Raw genomic sequence first — 17,781 nt, 5'->3', positions numbered from 1 at the left:
TCCGACCTGCGTAAACGCTGGTCGGGACGACAGGATTTGAACCTGCGACCCCTTGACCCCCAGTCAAGTGCGCTACCAAGCTGCGCCACGTCCCGCTACGCGCTGACCTGCGACTTTCGCCGCAACCGCTCGTGCACGAGAACGATACCGCACTTCGGGTGGTGGTCGCGCGCACCTTTCGGCGACGGGTCCCGGCCTCGCCGGACAGGGTGGGGTTGACCTCAAGCGCGGTTGAGGTTGCACGATCCGTGTATGACACAAACGACCGCGGACACGGGGTTCCGCTTCCAGGATCTGGACCGGCTCATGGGGCTCATGACCGGGGACGAGAAGCACGGGCCGGCCGCCACCTCCACGCTGGATGTGCTGTGGGTGCTCTACGACCGGGTGCTCCGCGTGGACCCGGCACGCGCCGCGCACCGGGACCGGGACCGGTTCCTGCTGTCCAAGGGGCACGGGCCGATGGCCTACTACGCCGTACTGGCCGCCAAGGGGTTCTTCCCCGTCGAGTGGCTCCCCGACTTCGGCGGGTACGCGTCCCCGCTCGGGCACCACCCGGACCGCACCCTCGTCCCCGGCGTGGAGATCGGCAGCGGCTCCCTCGGCCACGGGCTGCCGCTCGCCGTGGGCAGCGCGCTCGGGCTGCGGGCCCAGGGACTGGCCGATCCCGCGGTGTGGGTGCTGATCGGTGACGCCGAGCTGGACGAGGGCAGCAACCACGAGGCCATCGCCTACGCCGGCTCGGCCGGCCTGGAGCGGCTGCACACCGTGGTGATCGACAACGACTCCGCCACCCACGGCTGGCCGGGCGGCATCGCGTCCCGGTTCGAGGCGGCCGGGTGGTCGGCCGTCACGGTGGACGGGCGGGACCACGAGGCCCTGCACGCCGCTTTCACCGCACCGCATCCCGGGCAGCCGCACGCCGTGGTCGCCCGCGTCGAGACGAAGGGCTGAGGAATCCATGGACATCGTGGCGGGCAACTCCATGCGGGAGCGTTTCGTCTCCTTCACCACGCGGCAGCTCGACGAGGACCCGCGGCTGGCCGTGGTGCTCGCGGAGATCACCATGGACGGGTTCCGCCCCGCCCGCTCGCGGCACCCGGACCGGGTGATCAACGTCGGGATCCGCGAGCAGCTGCTCGTGGGCGTCGGCGGCGGGCTGGCGCTGACGGGCCTGCGACCGGTGCTGCACACCTTCGCGAGCTTCCTCGTCGAGCGGCCGTTCGAGCAGATCAAGCTCGACTTCGGGCACCAGGGGACGGGCGGGGTCCTGGTCAGCGCGAGCGCTTCGTACGACTGGCCCGCCGGCGGGTTCACGCACATGGCGCCCGGTGACGTGGCCCTGCTCGACACCCTGGACGGCTGGACCGTCCACGTCCCCGGCCATCCGGACGAGGCCGAGGAACTGCTGCGCCACGCGTACGCCGCCGGGGACGACAAGGTGTACGTCCGGCTCTCCCAACAGTCCAACGCCGCCCCGCGCCCGGTCGACGGCAGCCGCTTCCTGACCGTGCGGGAGGGGAGTGCGGGCGTGGTGGTGGCCGTGGGGCCGCTCCTGGACAACGTCCTGGCGGCCACCGAGGGGATGGACGTGACGGTGCTCTACGCGACGACCGTACGGCCCTTCGACGAGGCGGCCCTGCGCGCGGCCGTCGGCTCCGGCCCGGCCGACGTGGTCCTGGTCGAGCCCTACCTCGCCGGTACGTCCGCGGGCCCGGCCGCCGAGGCCCTGATCGAGGTCCCGCACCGGATCCTGGGCCTGGGCGTCGGCAGGGAGGAGCTGCGGAGGTTCGGCACGATCGACGAACACACCGCCGCCCACGGCCTGGATCCGCACGGGCTCCGCGAGCGGATCGCCGCCTTCCTGAAGCACTAGGCCGGGGTGCCCGGCGCGGCGCCGCCCAACTCCGGGTGGGCCTGGACCAGGCGCTTGGGGGCCGCCTGGAGCCAGGAGTCGACCAGGATGGCGCGCAGCTCGGCGGCCCCGTCCAGGGCTGCCAGACGGACCCGCAGCCAGGCGTAGTTGTCGTCGTGACCCGCCCGCATGAAGAACTTGGCGGGCTCGGCGGCGATCAGCTCGGCGCGCTCCTCCTTGGGGCACTTCACCCCGATGGAGGCGTCGTCCTCCGCGAGCGCGGCGAACATCCTGCCGCCCACCCGGAAGGTCGGCATGCCCCACGCCGGCTTCTCGGTGCTGTCGGGGAGCGTCAGCACGATCGTGCGGACGTCCTGCGCGGTCAGGGTCGTGGCCATCCCCAAGGCTCCTCTCCGGCCGAGGCCGATGCTGGGTCGGATGCGGTATCGGTGCGGTACCGGGACCCGTGCCGGGACCCTTGCGTCCGACGGTAGACCCCGGCACCGACAACCGCCCCGCACCCGCACTCGCGTTCCGCCCGCCCTCAGCCCGCCCGCAGTCCGTCCTCCCGCGCGTGGAAGACCGAGACCAGCTCCGCCGCCAACGCCTTGACCGTGGCCAGGCCCTCCGTCCCCCACCGGCGCGGCACCACGTCCACCGCGCACACCGTCCCGAGCACGACCCCGCGCCGGTCGGTCAGCGGCGCGCCCAGGTAGGAGCGCACCCCGCTCTCGTCGACCACCGCGTTCCCGGCGAAGCGCGCGAAGTCCCGGACGTCCTCCAGGACGAGCGCCCGCCGCCGCACCACCACGTGCGGGCAGTACCCCTGGTCGCGGGCGAGCACCCGGGCCGGGTACGCGCTCGCCGGGGCGTCGCCGCCGTGGTGCAGCCCGGCGAAGAACTGCCTCTCCTCGCTGATGAAGTTGACCCCCGCGTACGGCGCTCCCAGCGTCGTCGCGATCCGTCGCGCGAAGGCGTCCAGCTCCGTGTCCACCCGCTCCCCCAGGCCCAGTTCGCGCAGCCGCAGGACGCGCGCGGGAGCCTCCCGGTCCACCGGGGTGAGCAGTAGGTGTCCGGTCGATTCGTAGTAGGTCATGGCGGTTCCCCCGACTCAGAAGACGTGGCCCTGGACAGCAGATGGTGGACGAGGACGGCCAGCGCCCCCGTGCCGGAACCGGTGAGCCGTGCGTCGCACCGCACGACGGGCACCTCCGGCGCGAGGCCCACCGCCCCGCGGATCTCGTCGGTCGTGTAGCGGTGGCCGCCGTCGAACTCGTTGACGGCGACGATGAATCCGATCCCGCGCCGCTCGAAGAAGTCGACGGCCGCGAAGCAGTCGGCGAGCCGCCGCGTGTCGGCGAGGACGACGGCCCCCAGTGCGCCCGCGCACAGCTCCTCCCAGAGGAACCAGAAGCGCTGCTGACCGGGCGTGCCGAAGAGGTACAGCACGCGCTGGGCGTCCAGCGTGATCCGGCCGAAGTCCAGCGCGACCGTGGTCGCCGTCTTGGCCTCGACGCCGTCCAGCGGATCGGCGTCCTCGCTCAGCCCGCTCAGCAGCTCCTCCGTGCTCAGCGGCTCGATCTCGCTCACGGCGCCCACGAAGGTGGTCTTGCCCGCCCCGAACCCGCCCGCGATCAGGATCTTCAGCGTCAGCGGCGCTCCCGCTCCGGACGATCCGGACGGCCCGGACGACCCGCCCGGGGCGCCCCCCTCACAGCCGTCGACGTAGGCCATCGAGCACCGCCCGCAGCAGGGACTGGTCGTCGGCGGCGATCCCCGCGCCCCCGGGGGCGCCCGGGAAGCGGGGCGCGCGGGCCGCGACGGCCCCGTGCTCCATGAGGTCGGACAGCAGCACCTTGGTGACCACCGCGGGCAGCCGCAGCTGCCCGGCCACCTCGGCGACGGTGACGGCCGCCGCCCCGGCGCAGAGCCGCAGCGCCAGGCTGTGGTCCGGGCCCAGCGGCGCGCACGGCCGCACCCCGGTGGCGCTCACCAGGGACAGCAGGTCGAGCGCCGCGGCCGGGCGGGTCCGGCCGCCGCTCGCGGTGTACGGGCGCATCACCCGGCCCGCGGTGTCGTCGAGCCAAGGCGTGTCCCGGACGACCCCCACCGGGTACGGAACCGACGCGCGTGCCCCCGTGGCATGGCGCCTCATCGCTCCGGAGCGGCGGCCGGGCGCCGGGGCGGGGCCGCCAGGTACGGACGTACGCTCTTGACCAGCATCGCCATCTCGTAGCCGAGCACGCCGGCATCGGCTTCCCGATCGGCGAGGACGGCCAGGCAGGTTCCCGCACCGGCCGCCGAGACGAAGACGAGTGCCGAGTCGAGCTCGACGACCACCTGCCGGACCTCGGCCCCTTCGGCGAAGCGCGATCCGGCGCTGCGGCCGAGCGAGTAGAGGCCGGACGCGAGCGCCGCGAGGTGGTCGGCGGCGTCGGCGTCGAGGCCGTGCACACAGGTGACGAGGCCGTCCGAGGTGAGCAGCACGGCGCTGCGGGTGTACGGCACCCGCTGCACCAGGCCGCTCAACAGCCAGTCCAAATCGGAGAGTTGCGTGATCTTCGTGGCCACTTCGGCTGTCATCGGAGGTTCTCCTCGTTGCGGGACGTGGGCGGGTACGTGGGAGCTGTGGCGGTGGTTCGCGAGGCCGTCATGACGGATGCTCCGCCTGCGCGCGGCCGAAGCCCCGCTGGAAGGCGGCCATCAGGCCCGGATCGTGCAGGGGTGGTTCGCCGTCCGCGGCGCGGAGGTCCGTACGGCGCGGTACGGGCGCCTCGCGCAGCTGCGGCGCGAGGTGCTCCTGGGCCCGGCGCCGGGGCAGCGGCGGGCGGCCGCCCCCGCCCCGGGCCGCGGGCACCACGGCGCTGCCGATGCCCGCGACCGGGGCCGACACCGTGGTGATCAGGACCGGTTCGGGCCGACGCTCCGCCTCGACAGCCGGCACGACGACCAGCTCCAGCGCGGGCTCCGGCTCAGGCTCCGGCTCCGGCTCCGGCTCGGACACGACCGCCGCCTCCGGAAGCAAGCGCGGGTGCGGGAACGGCTCGGGGAGCGGCTCGGGGAGCGGATCCGGGAACGGGAGCGGGGGCGGCACCGTCGCGGTCGTCCGTACGGGCTCCAGCGGAGGCGCGTACGCCGTCCCGGCCGTCGCGCCCGCCCCGCCCGTTCCCCACGAGGTGGCCCGCGAGCCCCCCGCCGCATCGGCCGCACCCGGCGCCTCCGCGCCCAACAGCTCCTGCGGCAGCACCAGTACGGCGAGCACCCCGCCGTAGATGTTGGACTTCAGCTCGACGGCGATCCCGTGCCTGCGGGCCAGCGCCGAGACCACGAACAGGCCGATCCGCCCGTCCGCCAGCAGCCGCCGGACGTTGATCTGATCGGGGTCGCCGAGCAGGGCGTTCATCCGGCGCTGCTCCTCGGTCGGCATGCCCAGGCCACGGTCCTCGACCTCGACCGCGATCCCGGCGGTGACCCGCTCGGCGCGCACCACGACATCGGTGTCCGGGGCGGAGAAAACCGTCGCGTTCTCGACGAGCTCGGCCAGCAGGTGCACCACGTCGGCGACGGCGTGCCCGCGCACCGTGCCACCCGCCGGCGGCACCACCTTCACCCGGGTGTACTGCTCGACCTCCGCCACCGCGGACCGCAGCACCTCGCTGAGGTCGATCGGGCGGGTCCACTGCCGCCGGGACGCGGCGCCGCCGAGCACCGCGAGGTTCTCCGCGTGGCGCCGGATCCTGGTGGCGAGGTGGTCGACGTGGAACAGCTCCTTGAGCAGGTCCGGATCCTCGACCGTGTCCTCCAGGTCGTCGAGCAGTGAGATCTCGCGGTGCACCAGCGACTGGAGGCGGCGGGCGAGGTTCACGAAGACCTCGACCTTCTGGTCGCTGTCGGAGGGCGCCGCGGGCCCGGCCAGCCGTACCAGCGTGGTGTGCGCCTGTTCCCGGGCGCCGCGCAACTCCTGGGAGAGCAACCAGAATTCGTCCACGTGTTCGTGACCGGCGCCGCTGCCCGCGACCGCCGGACCCCCGGCGCCACCGCGCGGCGGGCGGGGCGGGGCCTCGCCGCGCTCCAGCCGGTCCGCGACCGTCCCGAGCTCCTGGCGGCCGCGCACGCTGGACCGGCGCAGCGCTTCACAGCGGTCCCGTACGGCCTTCCCCGCGCGCTGGGCGCCGAGCAGGGCGGCGGCGAGCGCGCCGACGACCAGCAGGGCGCACCCGGTGAGCACCGGCCAGAGCCGGGCGTCGCGCGCGCCCGCGCCGCCGCCGAGCTGGAGGGTGAAGATCACCGCTGCGGCGCCGCTGAGGCCGGCGGCGAGGGTGGGGAGTACGGCTGCCCTGATCAGCTGGGGCCGTATCTGCCGGGCCGGACCGGTGACGGCGTGTCTCGACGGGGAGTGGCGGGGGCGGGCGGCGCGGAGTCCGGACATCGGCGTCCTCGGTACGGTACGGGGGCCCGGGCCCCCGCGGTACCGGGACCCGGTGTTGATCACCGGGTACCCACGCTAGACCGCGCCCTCGTGCCGCAGGCGGCCAGTTGGGGAACTTCACCGGGGTGCGTCCCGCTCCGGAAGGAGCGCTCGCACGACAGCCCGAATACCCCTCCGGGCGCCGCCCCAGCGCCCCCCGTCACCGCGCGAGCCCCCCGCCCCGGCCGACCCGCGACCCTCGCGGACCGGCTTGACCTGCGGGTCAGGTGCCCACGGCCTCCGGCTCCTCGTTCGCCTTCGGGCCCTCGTTCGCCTTGGGGCCCACAGCGGGCGGCGCCGTGCGGGCGGCGGACGGTCCGGCCGCGGACACGGGCACGGTCCCGGAGCCGGCGGCCGGAGCCGGGGTCGAGACGAACGGGCGCCACCACGGCTCGGCCGGGGCGTCCGGCGCTCCCGGCTCGAAGGGTCGGCCCGGCACCGGCAGCGCGATCGCCGCTCCCGCCCGGCCCGCGGCCGATAGGGTGCCCTCGCCCGGCTCGTCCCACGGGTGCGGGGCCAGGTTGAAGGTGCCCCAGTGGATCGGCAGCATCGTGCCGTGCGGGGCGCCGCCCTGGAGGTCGAGGTGGGCCGTCATGCCCTCCTCCGGGGTCATGTGGATGTCCGGCCAGTACTCCGAGTAGGCGCCGATCTGGATCATCGTCGCGTCGAAGGGACCGTGCGCGGCGCCGATCTCCTTGAAGCCGGGGAAGTAGCCCGTGTCACCGCTGTGGAAGATCCGGTGCTCGTCGCCCGCGACGACCCAGGACGCCCACAGCGTGTACTGCTGGTTGCGCAGGCCGCGCCCGCAGAAGTGCCGGGCCGGGGTGGCGGTCAACGACAGCCCGGCGATCTTGGTGGTCTCGTTCCAGTCCAGTTCGCGCAGCCGGTCGGCCGGGACGCCCCAGTGCTCCAGGTGCGCGCCGACGCCGAGCGGGACCGCGAAGACCGTGTCCGTACGGGCCAGCGCCTTGATCGTCGGCAGGTCGAGGTGGTCGTAGTGGTCGTGCGAGATGACCACGACGTCGACCGGCCCCAGCGCGGCCAGCGGAACCGGCACGGGGTGCAGTCGCTTGGGCCCGGCGAAGGGGAAGGGAGAGCACCGCTCACCCCACACCGGGTCGAACAGCACCCGGCGGCCGTCGATCTCCGCGAGGACGCTGGAGTGCCCCATCCAGGTCAGTCGCAGGCCGCTGACCGGCGGCTTCGCCAGGTCGGCCAGCGTGGTCGGATGCACCGGGACCGGCGCGCCGGGATTGCGCCGGACGCGCTGCTCCTTGTGGAAATAGATCTTGGCGAATTCCAGCATCGAGCCGGAGGGCCTGGTCCTGGCCCCGACCGGATTCTGGAAGACGCCGTCGGCGAAGTTCGGCGAGCGCAGGATCCGCTCCAGCCGAGCGCCGGACGGATCCGCGCCGAAGGCTTCGGGCCGCATGGCGCGCAGCCGTGGACGCAAGGGACGGGAGCCGGGGCCGGAGCCGGTCAAGGCGCCTCCAGAGAGGAAGTGGGCAGGGCGGGTCGTACGTGCTACCACCATGCCAACGCGCACCGGCCCCGAAGGATTCCGCTTCCCGCCCGTCGGCCTCCTGTCCCCCGCCCGGCCCCGTTACAGCGGCAGGAGGTCCGGCCGCTTCGCCTCCATGTGGTCACCGGAGGACTCGCCGCGCAGGCGCCGGCCGATCCACGGCACGAGGTACTCCCGCGCCCACTGGATGTTGTCCCGGGTCACCTCGGCCGAGCCGCGCGGCTGCTGCGGGGGCCACGGCTGGTCCGGGTCGGCGGGCACCTCCAACCCCAGCACCTGGGCGGCGCGCAGCGCGACCCGGGTGTGCCCCTCGGGCGAGAGGTGCAGCCGGTCGTCGTCCCAAGCCCGTCGGTCCTGGACGGACTTCAGCGACCAGAGGTCGAGCACGGGGCATTCGTACCGGTCGGCGATGGACCGCACGTGCGCCGAGTACGTCGCCACCTTGCCGCGGATGTGCTTGAGCACCGGCACGTCGCGGGTGTCGAAGCCGGTGGTGATCATCACCTGGCCGACGGACCCGACGAGGTCGGCCAGGGCCGCCTCGAACCGCTCCGCCACGTCATCGGGGTCGCTCCCGGGCCGGATGATGTCGTTGCCCCCGGCGCAGAAGGTGACCAGGTCGGGCGCCAGCTCCTTGGCCCGCGGCACCTGCTCCGCCACGATCTGGTCCAGGAGCTTGCCCCGCACGGCGAGGTTGGCGTACCGGAAGTCGTGCTCGTCGCGCTGATCGGCCAGGAGCACCGCGAGCCGGTCGGCCCAGCCCACGAAGATCTCCCCCGGGCCCGGATCCCCCACGCCCTCGGTGAAGCTGTCCCCGATCGCCGCGTACGAGCCGATGCCCTGGAGCGCCGTCTTCAGTGTCGTCGCGTTCGTGTTCGTCGCGTTCGTGTTCGCCGTGTTCGTCGTCGTCTGCGTCGTCTTCGTCGTCGTCTTTGTCGTCATCGCTGTCGTCGCTGCCACGAGAAGACATCCTTCACCCCAAGGCGTGACCTACGCCACCGTAGCCACCCCTTGACGGACCGTGATCTATACCACCCGGCGGGTAAGGAATAAGTGAGGCCCCTGTCAGGTACATGAAAGAGGGGCCGGGACCCCCCTCGGGTCCCGGCCCCTCTTCGTGCCGAACGGCGCTCGCCGGTCAGACGTTCACGCCCTTCGAGCGGAGGTAGGCCAGCGGGTCGACGTCCGTGCCGTAGCCGGCGCCCGTGCGGATCTCGAAGTGCAGGTGCGGGCCGGTGACGTTGCCCGTGGAACCGGACAGGCCGATGCTCTGGCCCGCGCCGACGCTCTGGCCGACCGACACCGACAGCTGGGACATGTGGCCGTACTGCGAGTAGCGGCCGTCCGCGTGCCGGATGACGACCTCGTTGCCGTACGCGCCGCCCCAACCCGCGGAGACCACGGTGCCCGCGCCGACCGCGCGAACGGTGGTGCCGGTGCCCACGGCGAAGTCGACACCGGTGTGGTGACCGCTGGACCACATGCTGCCGCTCGCCCCGTACCGGGTGGTGATGGAGGCGGAGACCGGAGCGACGAAGCCGGAGGCCGAGGCGGCGCCCGAACCGGAGCCCTTGCCCGTACCGCTACCGGTACCCTGCGCGGGCTTGCCGCTCGTACCCTCGTCGCTCGCGCCCTCGTCCCTCGCGCCCTCGTCCGACCCCGCGTCCGATCCCGCGTCCGCCGCCGGAGCGGATTCCTCGGTCGGAGCGGATTCCTCGACAGGAGCGGATTCCTCGGCCGGGGCCTGCTGCTGCGCCCGCGCCCCCAGGGTCAGCTTCAGCCCCGGGTGGATCAGCGACGGGTCGGCACCGACGGCCTCGCGGTTGTCCGCGTACACCTGCTGCCAGCCGCCGCTCAGGTGCCGCTCCGCGGCGATCTTCGAGAGGTAGTCGCCCGGGACCACGGTGTAGACCGCGGAGGTCCCCGGCGCGGCGGCCGGCGCCTGGGCCGGGGGCGCCTGGGTCGCAACAGCGGTGGCCGCGCCGGCCGTCGTAGCGGTCGTGGCCGTCGAGCCGGTCGCGGCGTGCGCGCCCGTGGCACCCATCAGCGGCAGCGCGAGCGCCGCGCTCCCGGTGCCGGCGACGACGAGTCCGCGGGCTATCGGGCTGGACTTCGGGCGGCGGTGCTTTCCCTTTGCGGGCATGGCGAATTCCTCTCCGTCGCCTGCGAGGTGAGCTGTCGGGTTCGGACTGGAGATGTCCGGCCGTACGCGTACGGCTTCACCCCGAGCCGTCCGGAGGAAAAGATCCATTCCGGTGACGGCGGCTTACCTGGTTCCCCCGCTCCTGCCGGGCGTGTGGATCGTCGGGTGCGGTTTCGGATGGTGGCAGGATTAGGCGGTCCATCCGGGTCGACGCGAAGGTATTCCGTCCGGCCCCCCGGAACAAGCCGCGAATTCCCCGCAGGAAAGGCCCGGGTGAGGGATCGACGGAATTCCGGTCACCCTCCGTCGAATCCGCCGCGACAACGGCCGCCCCCACAAGGCAATTCGACTTTCGTGATCACACACTCACGGTGACCGTATGATCCTGCTCACGGGGGCGATCCGATCTCCCCGTCCCTTGTGGCAAGTTGCGCTCAACTAGTGTAATTCGGACATGCCGCGACGATATGGAGGAGTCCTCGTGACCCAGCAGATACCCCAGGCCCCGTCCACGGAGCCGGAGCTGACCGGAGTGCGCAACTTCCGTGACGTGGGCGGGCTCCCGACCGCGGACGGACGGAGGGTCAGAGCGGGACAGGTCTTCCGAAGCGGACATCTGGCACATGCCACCGAAACCGATACGGAATTCCTCGCTTCGCTCGGGCTGCACACCATCTTCGACTTCCGCAACGCCGCGGACCACGCGCTCGAAGGCCCGGACGTCGAGCTGCCCGGGGTCCGCAACGTCAACCTCCCGCTCTCCGACCCGGCGGACGGTACGGAGTTCTGGCGGATGGTCCGCGACGGTGACCTCGACCAGCTGCGCCAGGTCCTCGGCGAGGGCAAGGCCGCGCTGCGTATGGCCAACTCCTACCGGGAGATCGTCACGACCCGCACCGCGGAGCACCGCCAGGTCGTCCAGGCGCTCGTCCAGGACCAGGTGCCGGTGCTGATGCACTGCGCGGCCGGGAAGGACCGGGCCGGCCTGTCGATCGCGGTCACCCTGCTCGCGCTCGGCGTCGAGCGCGAGGCGATCGTGGCGGACTACCTGGAGTCGAACGCCCCGCACCGGCGCTACCGGGTGCGCCGCAGCAGCGAGTCCGCCGAGGCCCGCTCGCCCGAGGTGATGGAGCTGCTCGCCCCGCTGTTCGACGCGCGCGCCGAGTACCTGCTCGCGGCCTTCGCCACCCTGGAGGAGATCTGGGGCAGCACCGACCGCTACCTCGCCGAGGGCCTCGGGCTCACGCCCGAGACCCTCGACCGACTGCGCGACCACTACCTCGAGTCACCGGCCTGACCGGCCGGGCAGGGCGGGCCGGGCGGGGCCGGGCCGTCAGCGGTTCGCGACGGCCTGCTTGACCAGGGTCCTGCCGAAGTCCCACATCAAGGAGCCCCCGCCGTGGGCGTCGTCCATGACCTCCCGGAAGGCGCCCACGAAGCGGTCCACGTCCGCCTCGTCCACGATCAGCGGCGGGATCAGCTTGATCACTTCCAGGTGATCGCCGGAGACCTGGGTCAGGATCCGGTGCTTCTGGAGCAGCGGTACGACGACCATCTGCGCGAAGAGCCCCTTGCGCGCGGCCTGGAGCATGGTCCACCGGCTGCGCAGGCCGAGCGAGGACGGGCGGCCGAACTCGATGCCGATCATCAGCCCCCGGCCGCGCACCTCGTGCAGCAGCTCGTACTCGTCCACCATCGCCGCGAGCCGCCCGCGCAGCAGGTCGCCCATGGCGCGGGCGTTCGCCACCACCGACTCGTTCTCCATGACGGAGAGCACCGCGAGCCCGGCCGCCATCGCCTGCGCGTTGGCACCGAAGCTGGCCGAGTGCACGAGCACCCGGTCCATGGACGAGTAGACCTTCTTGAAGATCCAGTCCTTGCCCAGGGTCGCCCCGACCGGCACGTAGCCGCCCGACAGCGCCTTGGCCACGCAGACCAGGTCCGGCTCCACTCCCGGCTCGTGCTGGTAGGCGTAGAACTCCCCGGTCCGGCCGAGGCCGGTCTGCACCTCGTCCGCGATGAGCAGCGCCTTGTGCCGGTGCAGCAGCTCCTGCGCGGCGCGCAGGAAGCCGGGCGGGGCCTGGAGGACCCCCTTGCCCTGGATCGGTTCGACGACGAAGGCGGCCACGTCACCGCGCGCCAGCTCGCGCTCCAGGGCCGCCAGATCCCCGAGCGCGATCTTCGTGTCGGGCAGCAGGGGGGCGAACCCGTCCCGGAAGCCCGCCTCCCCGTTCACCGACAGCGCGCCGGTGGTGAGCCCGTGGAAGGCGTGGTCGCAGTACAGGATCCTGGGTCGGCCCGTGGCGAAGCGGGCGAACTTGAGCGCGGTCTCGACGGCCTCGGTGCCGCTGTTGCCGAAGAAGACCCGCTCCAGGTGCGGGCTGTAGGACAGCAGCTTCTCCGCCAGCAGCCCGGGCAGCGGCTGGCAGTCGAAGCGGGTGAGGTCGGCGAGCTGCGCGTCGAGCACGTCGTGCAGCGCCCGCCGGACGACCGGGTGGTGGCGGCCCAGCCCCATCACGCCGAAGCCCGCCAGCATGTCGAGGTAGTCGTTGCCCTCGGCGTCCCAGAAGTGGGCGCCCTCGGCCCGCTCGTAGACCTTGTCGAATCCGATGGTGTGGAGCATCCGCGGCAGCTGGTGGTTGAGGTAGCGCGCGTGCAGTTCGTAGCGCTCGCCGCCCCGCTCGGCCAGCAGGGAGCCCAGGTCGAACTCCTTGCCCGGGCCCCCCGTGGCCGCCGTCACGGCCGCTTCTCCCGGTTGCCCCCCACCGTCTCCCGGGCCGCCCGCAGCGATTCCTTCAGCGAGCCCATGGTGGCGAGGACGGCGGTGGGTTCGTACCCGCAGTGCGCCATGCAATTCGCGCAGCGCGGGTCCTTTCCGCGGCCGTACTTGCTCCAGTCGGTGTCCTCGATCAGTTCCCGGTACGTCGGCACGTACCCGTCGCTCATCAGATAGCAGGGGCGCTGCCAGCCGAAGAGCGAGTAGTTGGGAATGGCCCACGCGGTGCAGGGGAAATCGGCCTTCCCTTCCAGGAAGTCCAGGAAGAGCGGCGAGTGGTTCAGCCGCCAGCGGGCGCGGTTCCCGCCCGAGAACGCCTTGCGGAAGAGTTCCCGGGTCTGTTCCACGCCCAGGAAGTGCTCCTGGTCGGGAGCCTTTTCGTAGGCGTAGGCGGGCGAGATCATCATCTCGTCGACCTGGAGGTCGTCATTGAGGTAGTTGAGCACCTCGATGATGGTCTGCGGGGTGTCGGTGTTGAAGAAGGTGGAGTTCGTGGTCACCCGGAACCCGCGCTTCTTCGCCTCCTTGATGGCCTCGACCGCCTCGTCGAAGACGCCTTCCTTCGCGACGGATTCGTCGTGCCGTTCGCGCAGGCCGTCGATGTGGACGGCGAAGGCGAAGTAGGGCGAGGGGGTGAACTTCGCCATCTTCTTGCGGAGCAGCAGCGCGTTGGTGCAGAGGAACACATACTTCCGCTTCGCCACCAACTGGCGCACGATCTCGTGGATCTGCGGGTGCATCAAGGGCTCGCCGCCCGCGATCGACACCATGGGGGCGCCGGACTCCAGTACGGCGCCGACCGCCTGGGCCACCGGCATGCGCTGCTTGAGCACCCCGGCCGGGTGCTGGATCTTCCCGCACCCCTCGCAGGCCAGGTTGCAGGCGTAGAGCGGCTCCAGCTCGACGATCAGCGGGAACTTCTCACGCTTGCGGAGCTTCTGTTCGATGAGATACGTCCCGACCCTGATGGACTGTCGCAACGGCATGGCCATCTGGCTCACCTCCTGGGGAGCAGCGAAGAACGGTGCCATTCATAAAATGCGGGTAGTACGGCACGCAATACACGGAAAGCCGATATTCCACCGCGTACGGTGCCGATGCGGACCAGCTCATGCTCCGGAGCGTCCACGATCACCCGGACGGCGGCAACCGGGCGCGGCCCGGTGCGGTCGCCGGTGTGGGCGGCGGTCCAGAGGGTGGCAGCCGATTCCATGTCGACCGCGATGGCGCCGGTGGCGCGCAGGTGGGCGCGCTCCTGGCCGCGGACGACGTGGTCGGAGCCGATCAGGGGGCCGGTGTGGACGGTCCGGCCGGGTACCGCCCGGGCGAGCGCCTCGGCGAGGTGCTCGGTGGCGACGCACTCGACGGCGCCGCGCGGGTCCCGGGTCTCGTCGGCGACCACCAGGTCGCCGGGGTGCATGCCGGGGACGAGCCCGGCGCAGAACCCGGTGGCGAGGACCGCCGCCCCGCGCATTCGGGGTGCCTCCAGCGAGCGGGCCACGGCCCGCTCGGCGGCGCGCGGCCCCATGCCGCTGCGCAGGACGGCGTACCCCTCGGGCGCGCCGCGGCGGTGGCCGCTGCGCAGGGCCAGCTCCTCGATGCGCAGGGCGCAGGCGATGAGGAGGGGGGCGTCGGTTTCGGGTCCGACGGCCCGGGCCGCCGTCATCGGGGTTCCCCGTCCGCGACGGCCGGGGCCTGACCCGGACCCGTGGCCGTCGCCCTGCCCCCCGCGTGGGCGGCCGCGCCGCCGGCCCCCGCGCCGAAGGGTTCGCCGTACAGGTAGCGGCCGAGTGCCGTCAGGGGGAACACCTGCCGGTAGAGGTGGTAGTTGATGGAGAAGTCCCAGGGGAAGCCGGTGCCGGTGAAGTAGGGCTCGTCCCAGGAGCCGTCGGCCCGCTGGGTCTCCACCAGGTAGGCGATCCCCCGCCGCACGGCCCCGCTCTCGCGCTCTCCGGCCGAGAGCAGGGCCATCAGGGCCCACGCGGTCTGCGATGCGGTGGAGGCGCCGCGCCCCGCCCAGGAGGGGTCCTGGTAGGAGCGCTGGTCCTCGCCCCAGCCCCCGTCCTCGTTCTGTACGGTCTCCAGCCAGGCCACCGCGCGCCGGATCGCGGGATGGGTGAGCGGTGTCCCGGCGGCGGTGAGCGCGGGGACCACCGACCCCGTTCCGTAGACGTAGTTGGTGCCCCAGCGGCCGAACCAGGCTCCGTAGGGCTCCTGTTCGGCGAGCAACCAGTCGATGCCGCGTCGCGTGCGGGGGTCCCCCGACCTGCCCTCGACGGCGAGCATCTCCACGACGTGGGCGGTGACGTCCGCCGAGGGCGGGTCGATGACCTCGCCGAAGTCGCAGAACGGCAGCCGGTTGGGCAGCACGCTGGTGTTGTCGGCGTCGAAGGCGCCCCAGGCCCCGTTGCGGGACTGCATGCCGAGGTTCCAGGACACCCCGCGGGCCACGGCCGCCTCCAGCCGCGCGGGGTCCGGGTGGCGGATCCGGCGCAGGGCGAGCACGACCTCGGCGGTGTCGTCGATGTCGGGGTAGTTGTCGTTGTGGAACTCGAACGCCCAACCCCCGGGGGCGAGTCCGGGGCGTTTGACGGCCCAGTCGCCGCTGCGGACGATCTCCTCGCCGAGCATCCAGTCGGCGGCCTTGACCAGGGCGGGGTGGTCGGGCGCCAGGCCGGCGTCGGCGAGGGCGATCGCGGCGAGGCAGGTGTCCCAGACCGGGGACTGGCAGGCCTCGATCATCCGTGCCCCGTCCTCGCGCCACACGGCGAACCGGTCGAGGGACTCCATCCCCGCGCGCATCACCGGGTGGCGCAGGTCGTAGCCGAGCAGGTGCAGCGCGATGACGGAGTACACGGCGGGCGGTTGGATGCCGCCCCAACAGCCGTCGTTCTCCTGGCGTTCGATGATCCAGCGGGCGGCCGCGTCCATGGCGGCCTTGCGCAACCGGCGCGGCGCGAACCGGCGGTAGAGGTGCAGGGCCCGGTCCATGCGCTGGAAGGCGCCGTCCCAACTGACGAGGCGGGCCAACTGCCGCGCGGGATACGGGTCCCGCGCGTCGGCGTGCAGTTCGTCGAGGGCGAAGGGCGCCGGGCGGACCGGCCGCTGGGCGGAGACGATCGTGAGCGGCACGATGGTCTGGCGGGCCCAGCAGCCGAAGTCGTAGATGTTGAGCGGCACCCACTTGGGCAGGAACACCAGCTCGGGCGGGAGTTCGGGCAGCTGGTCCCAGCTCCACCAGCCGAACAGGGCGAGCCAGATCCGGGTGAACACCCGGGCGGCCGCGATCCCGCCGTGGGCCCGGATCCAGGCCGAGGCGCGGGCCATGTGCTCCTCGCCCGGATCGTCGCCGGCCAGGCGCAGGGCGACGTACGCCTCGACGGTCGCGGACAGGTCGGACGGGCCGCCGTGGAAGGTGGCCCAGGTGCCGTCGGGGCCCTGCTCGCCGCGGATGAACAGCCCGGCCGCCCGGGTGGTGGCCTCGTCCTGGACGCCGAGGAACTGCCGCAGGAACAGGTCCTCGGCGTCCATGGTGACGTTGGTCTCCAGGTCGCCCTTCCACCAGCCCTCGGGGTCCTGGCGGTCCAGCAGGTTGCGGGTGGCCCGGTCCGCGGCCTCCCGGACGCGCTCGTCGGTGGCCCGCGCCGCGGCGCGCTCGGGGCCGGCGCCCCGGCCCGGCGGTGCGCCGCGCTGCGGGCGCGGCGGTGGTGCGGTGTCGCTGTCCGAGTCGGCGGGGCAGTCCCCACCGCCGCCGTCGGTCGTCGCTGTCATGGCTTCCCCTTACGTGGCAGTGTCCTCTGCTGTGCTGGGGTCCGCCGTCGGCCGGTGCGCGCTACCCGTGGGAAGCGGCTCCGGCCGGCGACTTGCGCGTCATATCCGCGTTCGGGTGGCGATCACCTCTTGCGCACGACGACGAAGTCGGCGAGGGCGACGAGCTGGTCGCGCACCCGCTGGGGCATGTCCACGTCGTCGAGCGCCTTGACGGCGATCACGTGCTGGCGGCGCGCCTCGTCGGCGGTCCACTGGCGACCGCCCGCCGCCTCGATGAGCGCGGCGCGGGCCGCGAACTCCTCCTCGGAGAAGTTCTCGAAGTCGTTGCTCTTCGCATCGGCGGCGAGGAGTTCGGCGAGCTCCTGGGAGGCCGGGCCGCCCGCGGCGAGCGCGGCGACCACGGGCAGGGACTTCTTGCGCTGGCGCAGGTCGCTCCAGGTCTGCTTGCCCGTGGACTCGGGGTCGCCCCAGATGCCGAGCAGGTCGTCGACGGCCTGGAAGGCGAGGCCGAGGTGGTAGCCGTACTCCTCCAGCTTGTCGGCCGTACGGTCGTCGGCGCCGCCGAGCACCGCGCCGATGGAGACCGCGCAGGCGAGCAGCGCACCGGTCTTGTTGCCCTCCATCTCCAGGCACTCCTCGACGCTGACGCGCTCGCGGTGCTCGTAGGAGATGTCCTGGGCCTGACCGTCGATCAGTTTGCGGCTGGCGGTGGTCAGTCGGAGCGCGGCGCGACCGGCCTCGACCGTGCCCAGTTCCAGCAGGAGCTCGTTGGCGAGCGCGAACAGCGCGTCGCCGACCAGGATCGCCAGGGCCGGGCCGTGCACCTTCCACACGGTGTCGCGGTGGCGGCGCTGCTCGTCGCCGTCCATCAGGTCGTCGTGCAGCAGGGAGAAGTTGTGCACCAGCTCGACGGCGACCGCGCCGGGGACGCCGACCTCGGCCGCCGCGCCCGCCGCCTCGGCGGAGAGCAGTGCGAGCGCGGGGCGCACGGCCTTGCCGCCGTCGCCGTCGGCCGGGTTGCCCTGGGCGTCGATCCAGCCGAAGTGGTAGGCGGCGACGGTGTCCATGGGTGGTGCGAGCCGCGAGACCGCCGCGCGCAGGACGGGAGTCGACAGGGTGCGGCCGCGCTCCAGGAGCGCGACGGTGTCCGTGCGCTCCGCTCCGCCGCGGGCCGCGCCCGCGGCGCTCGCTGCGCCCTCGGCCTGCTCGGCGCTCCCGACAGCCGGGTTCCCCGGATTCACTGGCT

At 72.9% G+C, this 17,781-nt stretch carries 17 protein-coding genes, 1 tRNA gene and 1 riboswitch; of the genes, 3 read left to right on the top strand and 15 right to left on the bottom strand.

Annotated elements, in window-relative coordinates; genetic code table 11:
• Positions 1–18: 18 nt before the first annotated feature.
• A tRNA-Pro gene (locus tag ACIBEA_RS00535) sits at positions 19–95 on the bottom strand.
• 157 nt (positions 96–252) lie between these two features.
• Between ACIBEA_RS00535 and ACIBEA_RS00530 the strand changes: the two genes are divergently transcribed.
• Together ACIBEA_RS00530 and ACIBEA_RS00525 are read left to right on the top strand one after the other, a co-directional pair.
• The gene (locus ACIBEA_RS00530) at positions 253–954 is read left to right on the top strand and encodes a transketolase (RefSeq protein WP_399256360.1); all 702 of its coding nucleotides are present in this window, start codon (positions 253–255) and stop codon (positions 952–954) included.
• A 7-nt stretch (positions 955–961) separates the two neighbouring features.
• Entirely contained in the window at positions 962–1,876 is a 915-nt protein-coding gene (locus tag ACIBEA_RS00525) for a transketolase family protein (RefSeq protein WP_399256358.1), read from the top strand.
• Here the strand turns inward: ACIBEA_RS00525 and ACIBEA_RS00520 are convergent.
• The 9 genes from ACIBEA_RS00520 to ACIBEA_RS00480 form a co-directional block, all read right to left on the bottom strand.
• Entirely contained in the window at positions 1,873–2,253 is a 381-nt protein-coding gene (locus tag ACIBEA_RS00520; RefSeq protein WP_399256356.1) for an MmcQ/YjbR family DNA-binding protein, read from the bottom strand. The genes ACIBEA_RS00525 and ACIBEA_RS00520 overlap by 4 nt on opposite strands.
• Positions 2,254–2,399: 146 nt before the next feature.
• A complete protein-coding gene (locus ACIBEA_RS00515; protein WP_399256354.1) occupies positions 2,400–2,951 on the bottom strand; it encodes a GAF domain-containing protein in 552 nt (183 codons plus the stop codon).
• A complete protein-coding gene (locus tag ACIBEA_RS00510) occupies positions 2,948–3,589 on the bottom strand; it encodes a GTP-binding protein (protein ID WP_399256352.1) in 642 nt (213 codons plus the stop codon). Before ACIBEA_RS00510 ends, ACIBEA_RS00515 begins: the two co-directional genes overlap by 4 nt.
• On the bottom strand, positions 3,567–4,010 hold the full coding sequence (locus ACIBEA_RS00505; RefSeq protein ID WP_399256350.1) for a DUF742 domain-containing protein: 444 nt from the start codon (positions 4,008–4,010) through the stop codon (positions 3,567–3,569). The genes ACIBEA_RS00510 and ACIBEA_RS00505 overlap by 23 nt, the downstream gene beginning before the upstream one ends.
• Positions 4,007–4,438 (bottom strand): roadblock/LC7 domain-containing protein, encoded by a 432-nt coding sequence (locus ACIBEA_RS00500; RefSeq protein ID WP_354380882.1) that lies wholly within the window; start codon positions 4,436–4,438, stop codon positions 4,007–4,009. The genes ACIBEA_RS00505 and ACIBEA_RS00500 overlap by 4 nt, the downstream gene beginning before the upstream one ends.
• A gap of 67 nt (positions 4,439–4,505) precedes the next feature.
• The gene (locus ACIBEA_RS00495; protein ID WP_399256348.1) at positions 4,506–6,284 is read right to left on the bottom strand and encodes a sensor histidine kinase; all 1,779 of its coding nucleotides are present in this window, start codon (positions 6,282–6,284) and stop codon (positions 4,506–4,508) included.
• A 262-nt stretch (positions 6,285–6,546) separates the two neighbouring features.
• Entirely contained in the window at positions 6,547–7,755 is a 1,209-nt protein-coding gene (locus tag ACIBEA_RS00490) for an MBL fold metallo-hydrolase (RefSeq protein WP_399257870.1), read from the bottom strand.
• 171 nt (positions 7,756–7,926) lie between these two features.
• Positions 7,927–8,805, bottom strand: coding sequence for an SGNH/GDSL hydrolase family protein (locus ACIBEA_RS00485; RefSeq protein ID WP_399256346.1), 879 nt, complete (start codon positions 8,803–8,805; stop codon positions 7,927–7,929).
• A 178-nt stretch (positions 8,806–8,983) separates the two neighbouring features.
• Complete coding sequence (locus tag ACIBEA_RS00480; protein WP_399256344.1) at positions 8,984–9,988, bottom strand: peptidoglycan DD-metalloendopeptidase family protein; 1,005 nt, start codon at positions 9,986–9,988, stop codon at positions 8,984–8,986.
• Between the two features lie 4 nt (positions 9,989–9,992).
• Positions 9,993–10,162, bottom strand: a riboswitch (cyclic di-AMP (ydaO/yuaA leader).
• A gap of 307 nt (positions 10,163–10,469) precedes the next feature.
• Between ACIBEA_RS00480 and ACIBEA_RS00475 the strand changes: the two genes are divergently transcribed.
• Positions 10,470–11,285, top strand: a complete 816-nt coding sequence (locus ACIBEA_RS00475; RefSeq protein ID WP_399256342.1) for a tyrosine-protein phosphatase — start codon at positions 10,470–10,472, stop codon at positions 11,283–11,285.
• A 36-nt stretch (positions 11,286–11,321) separates the two neighbouring features.
• Here the strand turns inward: ACIBEA_RS00475 and ACIBEA_RS00470 are convergent, their stop codons facing one another.
• From ACIBEA_RS00470 to ACIBEA_RS00450, 5 genes are all read right to left on the bottom strand, one after another.
• Positions 11,322–12,728, bottom strand: coding sequence for an aspartate aminotransferase family protein (locus ACIBEA_RS00470; protein ID WP_399256340.1), 1,407 nt, complete (start codon positions 12,726–12,728; stop codon positions 11,322–11,324).
• On the bottom strand, positions 12,725–13,756 hold the full coding sequence (gene hpnH, locus ACIBEA_RS00465) for an adenosyl-hopene transferase HpnH (protein ID WP_399256338.1): 1,032 nt from the start codon (positions 13,754–13,756) through the stop codon (positions 12,725–12,727). The genes ACIBEA_RS00470 and hpnH overlap by 4 nt, the downstream gene beginning before the upstream one ends.
• Before the next feature lie 5 nt (positions 13,757–13,761).
• Positions 13,762–14,430 (bottom strand): 1-hydroxy-2-methyl-2-butenyl 4-diphosphate reductase, encoded by a 669-nt coding sequence (locus tag ACIBEA_RS00460; RefSeq protein WP_399256337.1) that lies wholly within the window; start codon positions 14,428–14,430, stop codon positions 13,762–13,764.
• Positions 14,427–16,535: a squalene--hopene cyclase gene (shc, locus tag ACIBEA_RS00455; protein ID WP_399256335.1), complete on the bottom strand. Its 2,109-nt coding sequence runs from the start codon at positions 16,533–16,535 to the stop codon at positions 14,427–14,429. The genes ACIBEA_RS00460 and shc overlap by 4 nt, the downstream gene beginning before the upstream one ends.
• A gap of 122 nt (positions 16,536–16,657) precedes the next feature.
• Positions 16,658–17,776 (bottom strand): polyprenyl synthetase family protein, encoded by a 1,119-nt coding sequence (locus ACIBEA_RS00450; RefSeq protein WP_399256333.1) that lies wholly within the window; start codon positions 17,774–17,776, stop codon positions 16,658–16,660.
• Positions 17,777–17,781 lie beyond the last annotated feature (5 nt).

This window comes from Streptomyces sp. NPDC051555, from assembly GCF_044454405.1.
Lineage (GTDB): Bacteria > Actinomycetota > Actinomycetes > Streptomycetales > Streptomycetaceae > Streptomyces.
The sequence above is the reverse complement of the archived record's forward strand: the minus strand, read 5'-3'. Positions and strand labels throughout refer to the sequence as shown.

Coding starts and splice junctions, on each gene's coding strand:
- ACIBEA_RS00520 (WP_399256356.1), bottom strand. CDS start 2,253: ATGGCCACGACCCTGACCGCGCAGGACGTCCGCACGATCGTGCTGACG.
- ACIBEA_RS00490 (WP_399257870.1), bottom strand. CDS start 7,755: ATGCGGCCCGAAGCCTTCGGCGCGGATCCGTCCGGCGCTCGGCTGGAG.
- ACIBEA_RS00515 (WP_399256354.1), bottom strand. CDS start 2,951: ATGACCTACTACGAATCGACCGGACACCTACTGCTCACCCCGGTGGAC.
- ACIBEA_RS00460 (WP_399256337.1), bottom strand. CDS start 14,430: ATGACGGCGGCCCGGGCCGTCGGACCCGAAACCGACGCCCCCCTCCTC.
- hpnH (WP_399256338.1), bottom strand. CDS start 13,756: ATGGCCATGCCGTTGCGACAGTCCATCAGGGTCGGGACGTATCTCATC.
- ACIBEA_RS00530 (WP_399256360.1), top strand. CDS start 253: ATGACACAAACGACCGCGGACACGGGGTTCCGCTTCCAGGATCTGGAC.
- ACIBEA_RS00500 (WP_354380882.1), bottom strand. CDS start 4,438: ATGACAGCCGAAGTGGCCACGAAGATCACGCAACTCTCCGATTTGGAC.
- ACIBEA_RS00510 (WP_399256352.1), bottom strand. CDS start 3,589: ATGGCCTACGTCGACGGCTGTGAGGGGGGCGCCCCGGGCGGGTCGTCC.
- ACIBEA_RS00480 (WP_399256344.1), bottom strand. CDS start 9,988: ATGCCCGCAAAGGGAAAGCACCGCCGCCCGAAGTCCAGCCCGATAGCC.
- ACIBEA_RS00505 (WP_399256350.1), bottom strand. CDS start 4,010: ATGAGGCGCCATGCCACGGGGGCACGCGCGTCGGTTCCGTACCCGGTG.
- shc (WP_399256335.1), bottom strand. CDS start 16,535: ATGACAGCGACGACCGACGGCGGCGGTGGGGACTGCCCCGCCGACTCG.
- ACIBEA_RS00525 (WP_399256358.1), top strand. CDS start 962: ATGGACATCGTGGCGGGCAACTCCATGCGGGAGCGTTTCGTCTCCTTC.
- ACIBEA_RS00495 (WP_399256348.1), bottom strand. CDS start 6,284: ATGTCCGGACTCCGCGCCGCCCGCCCCCGCCACTCCCCGTCGAGACAC.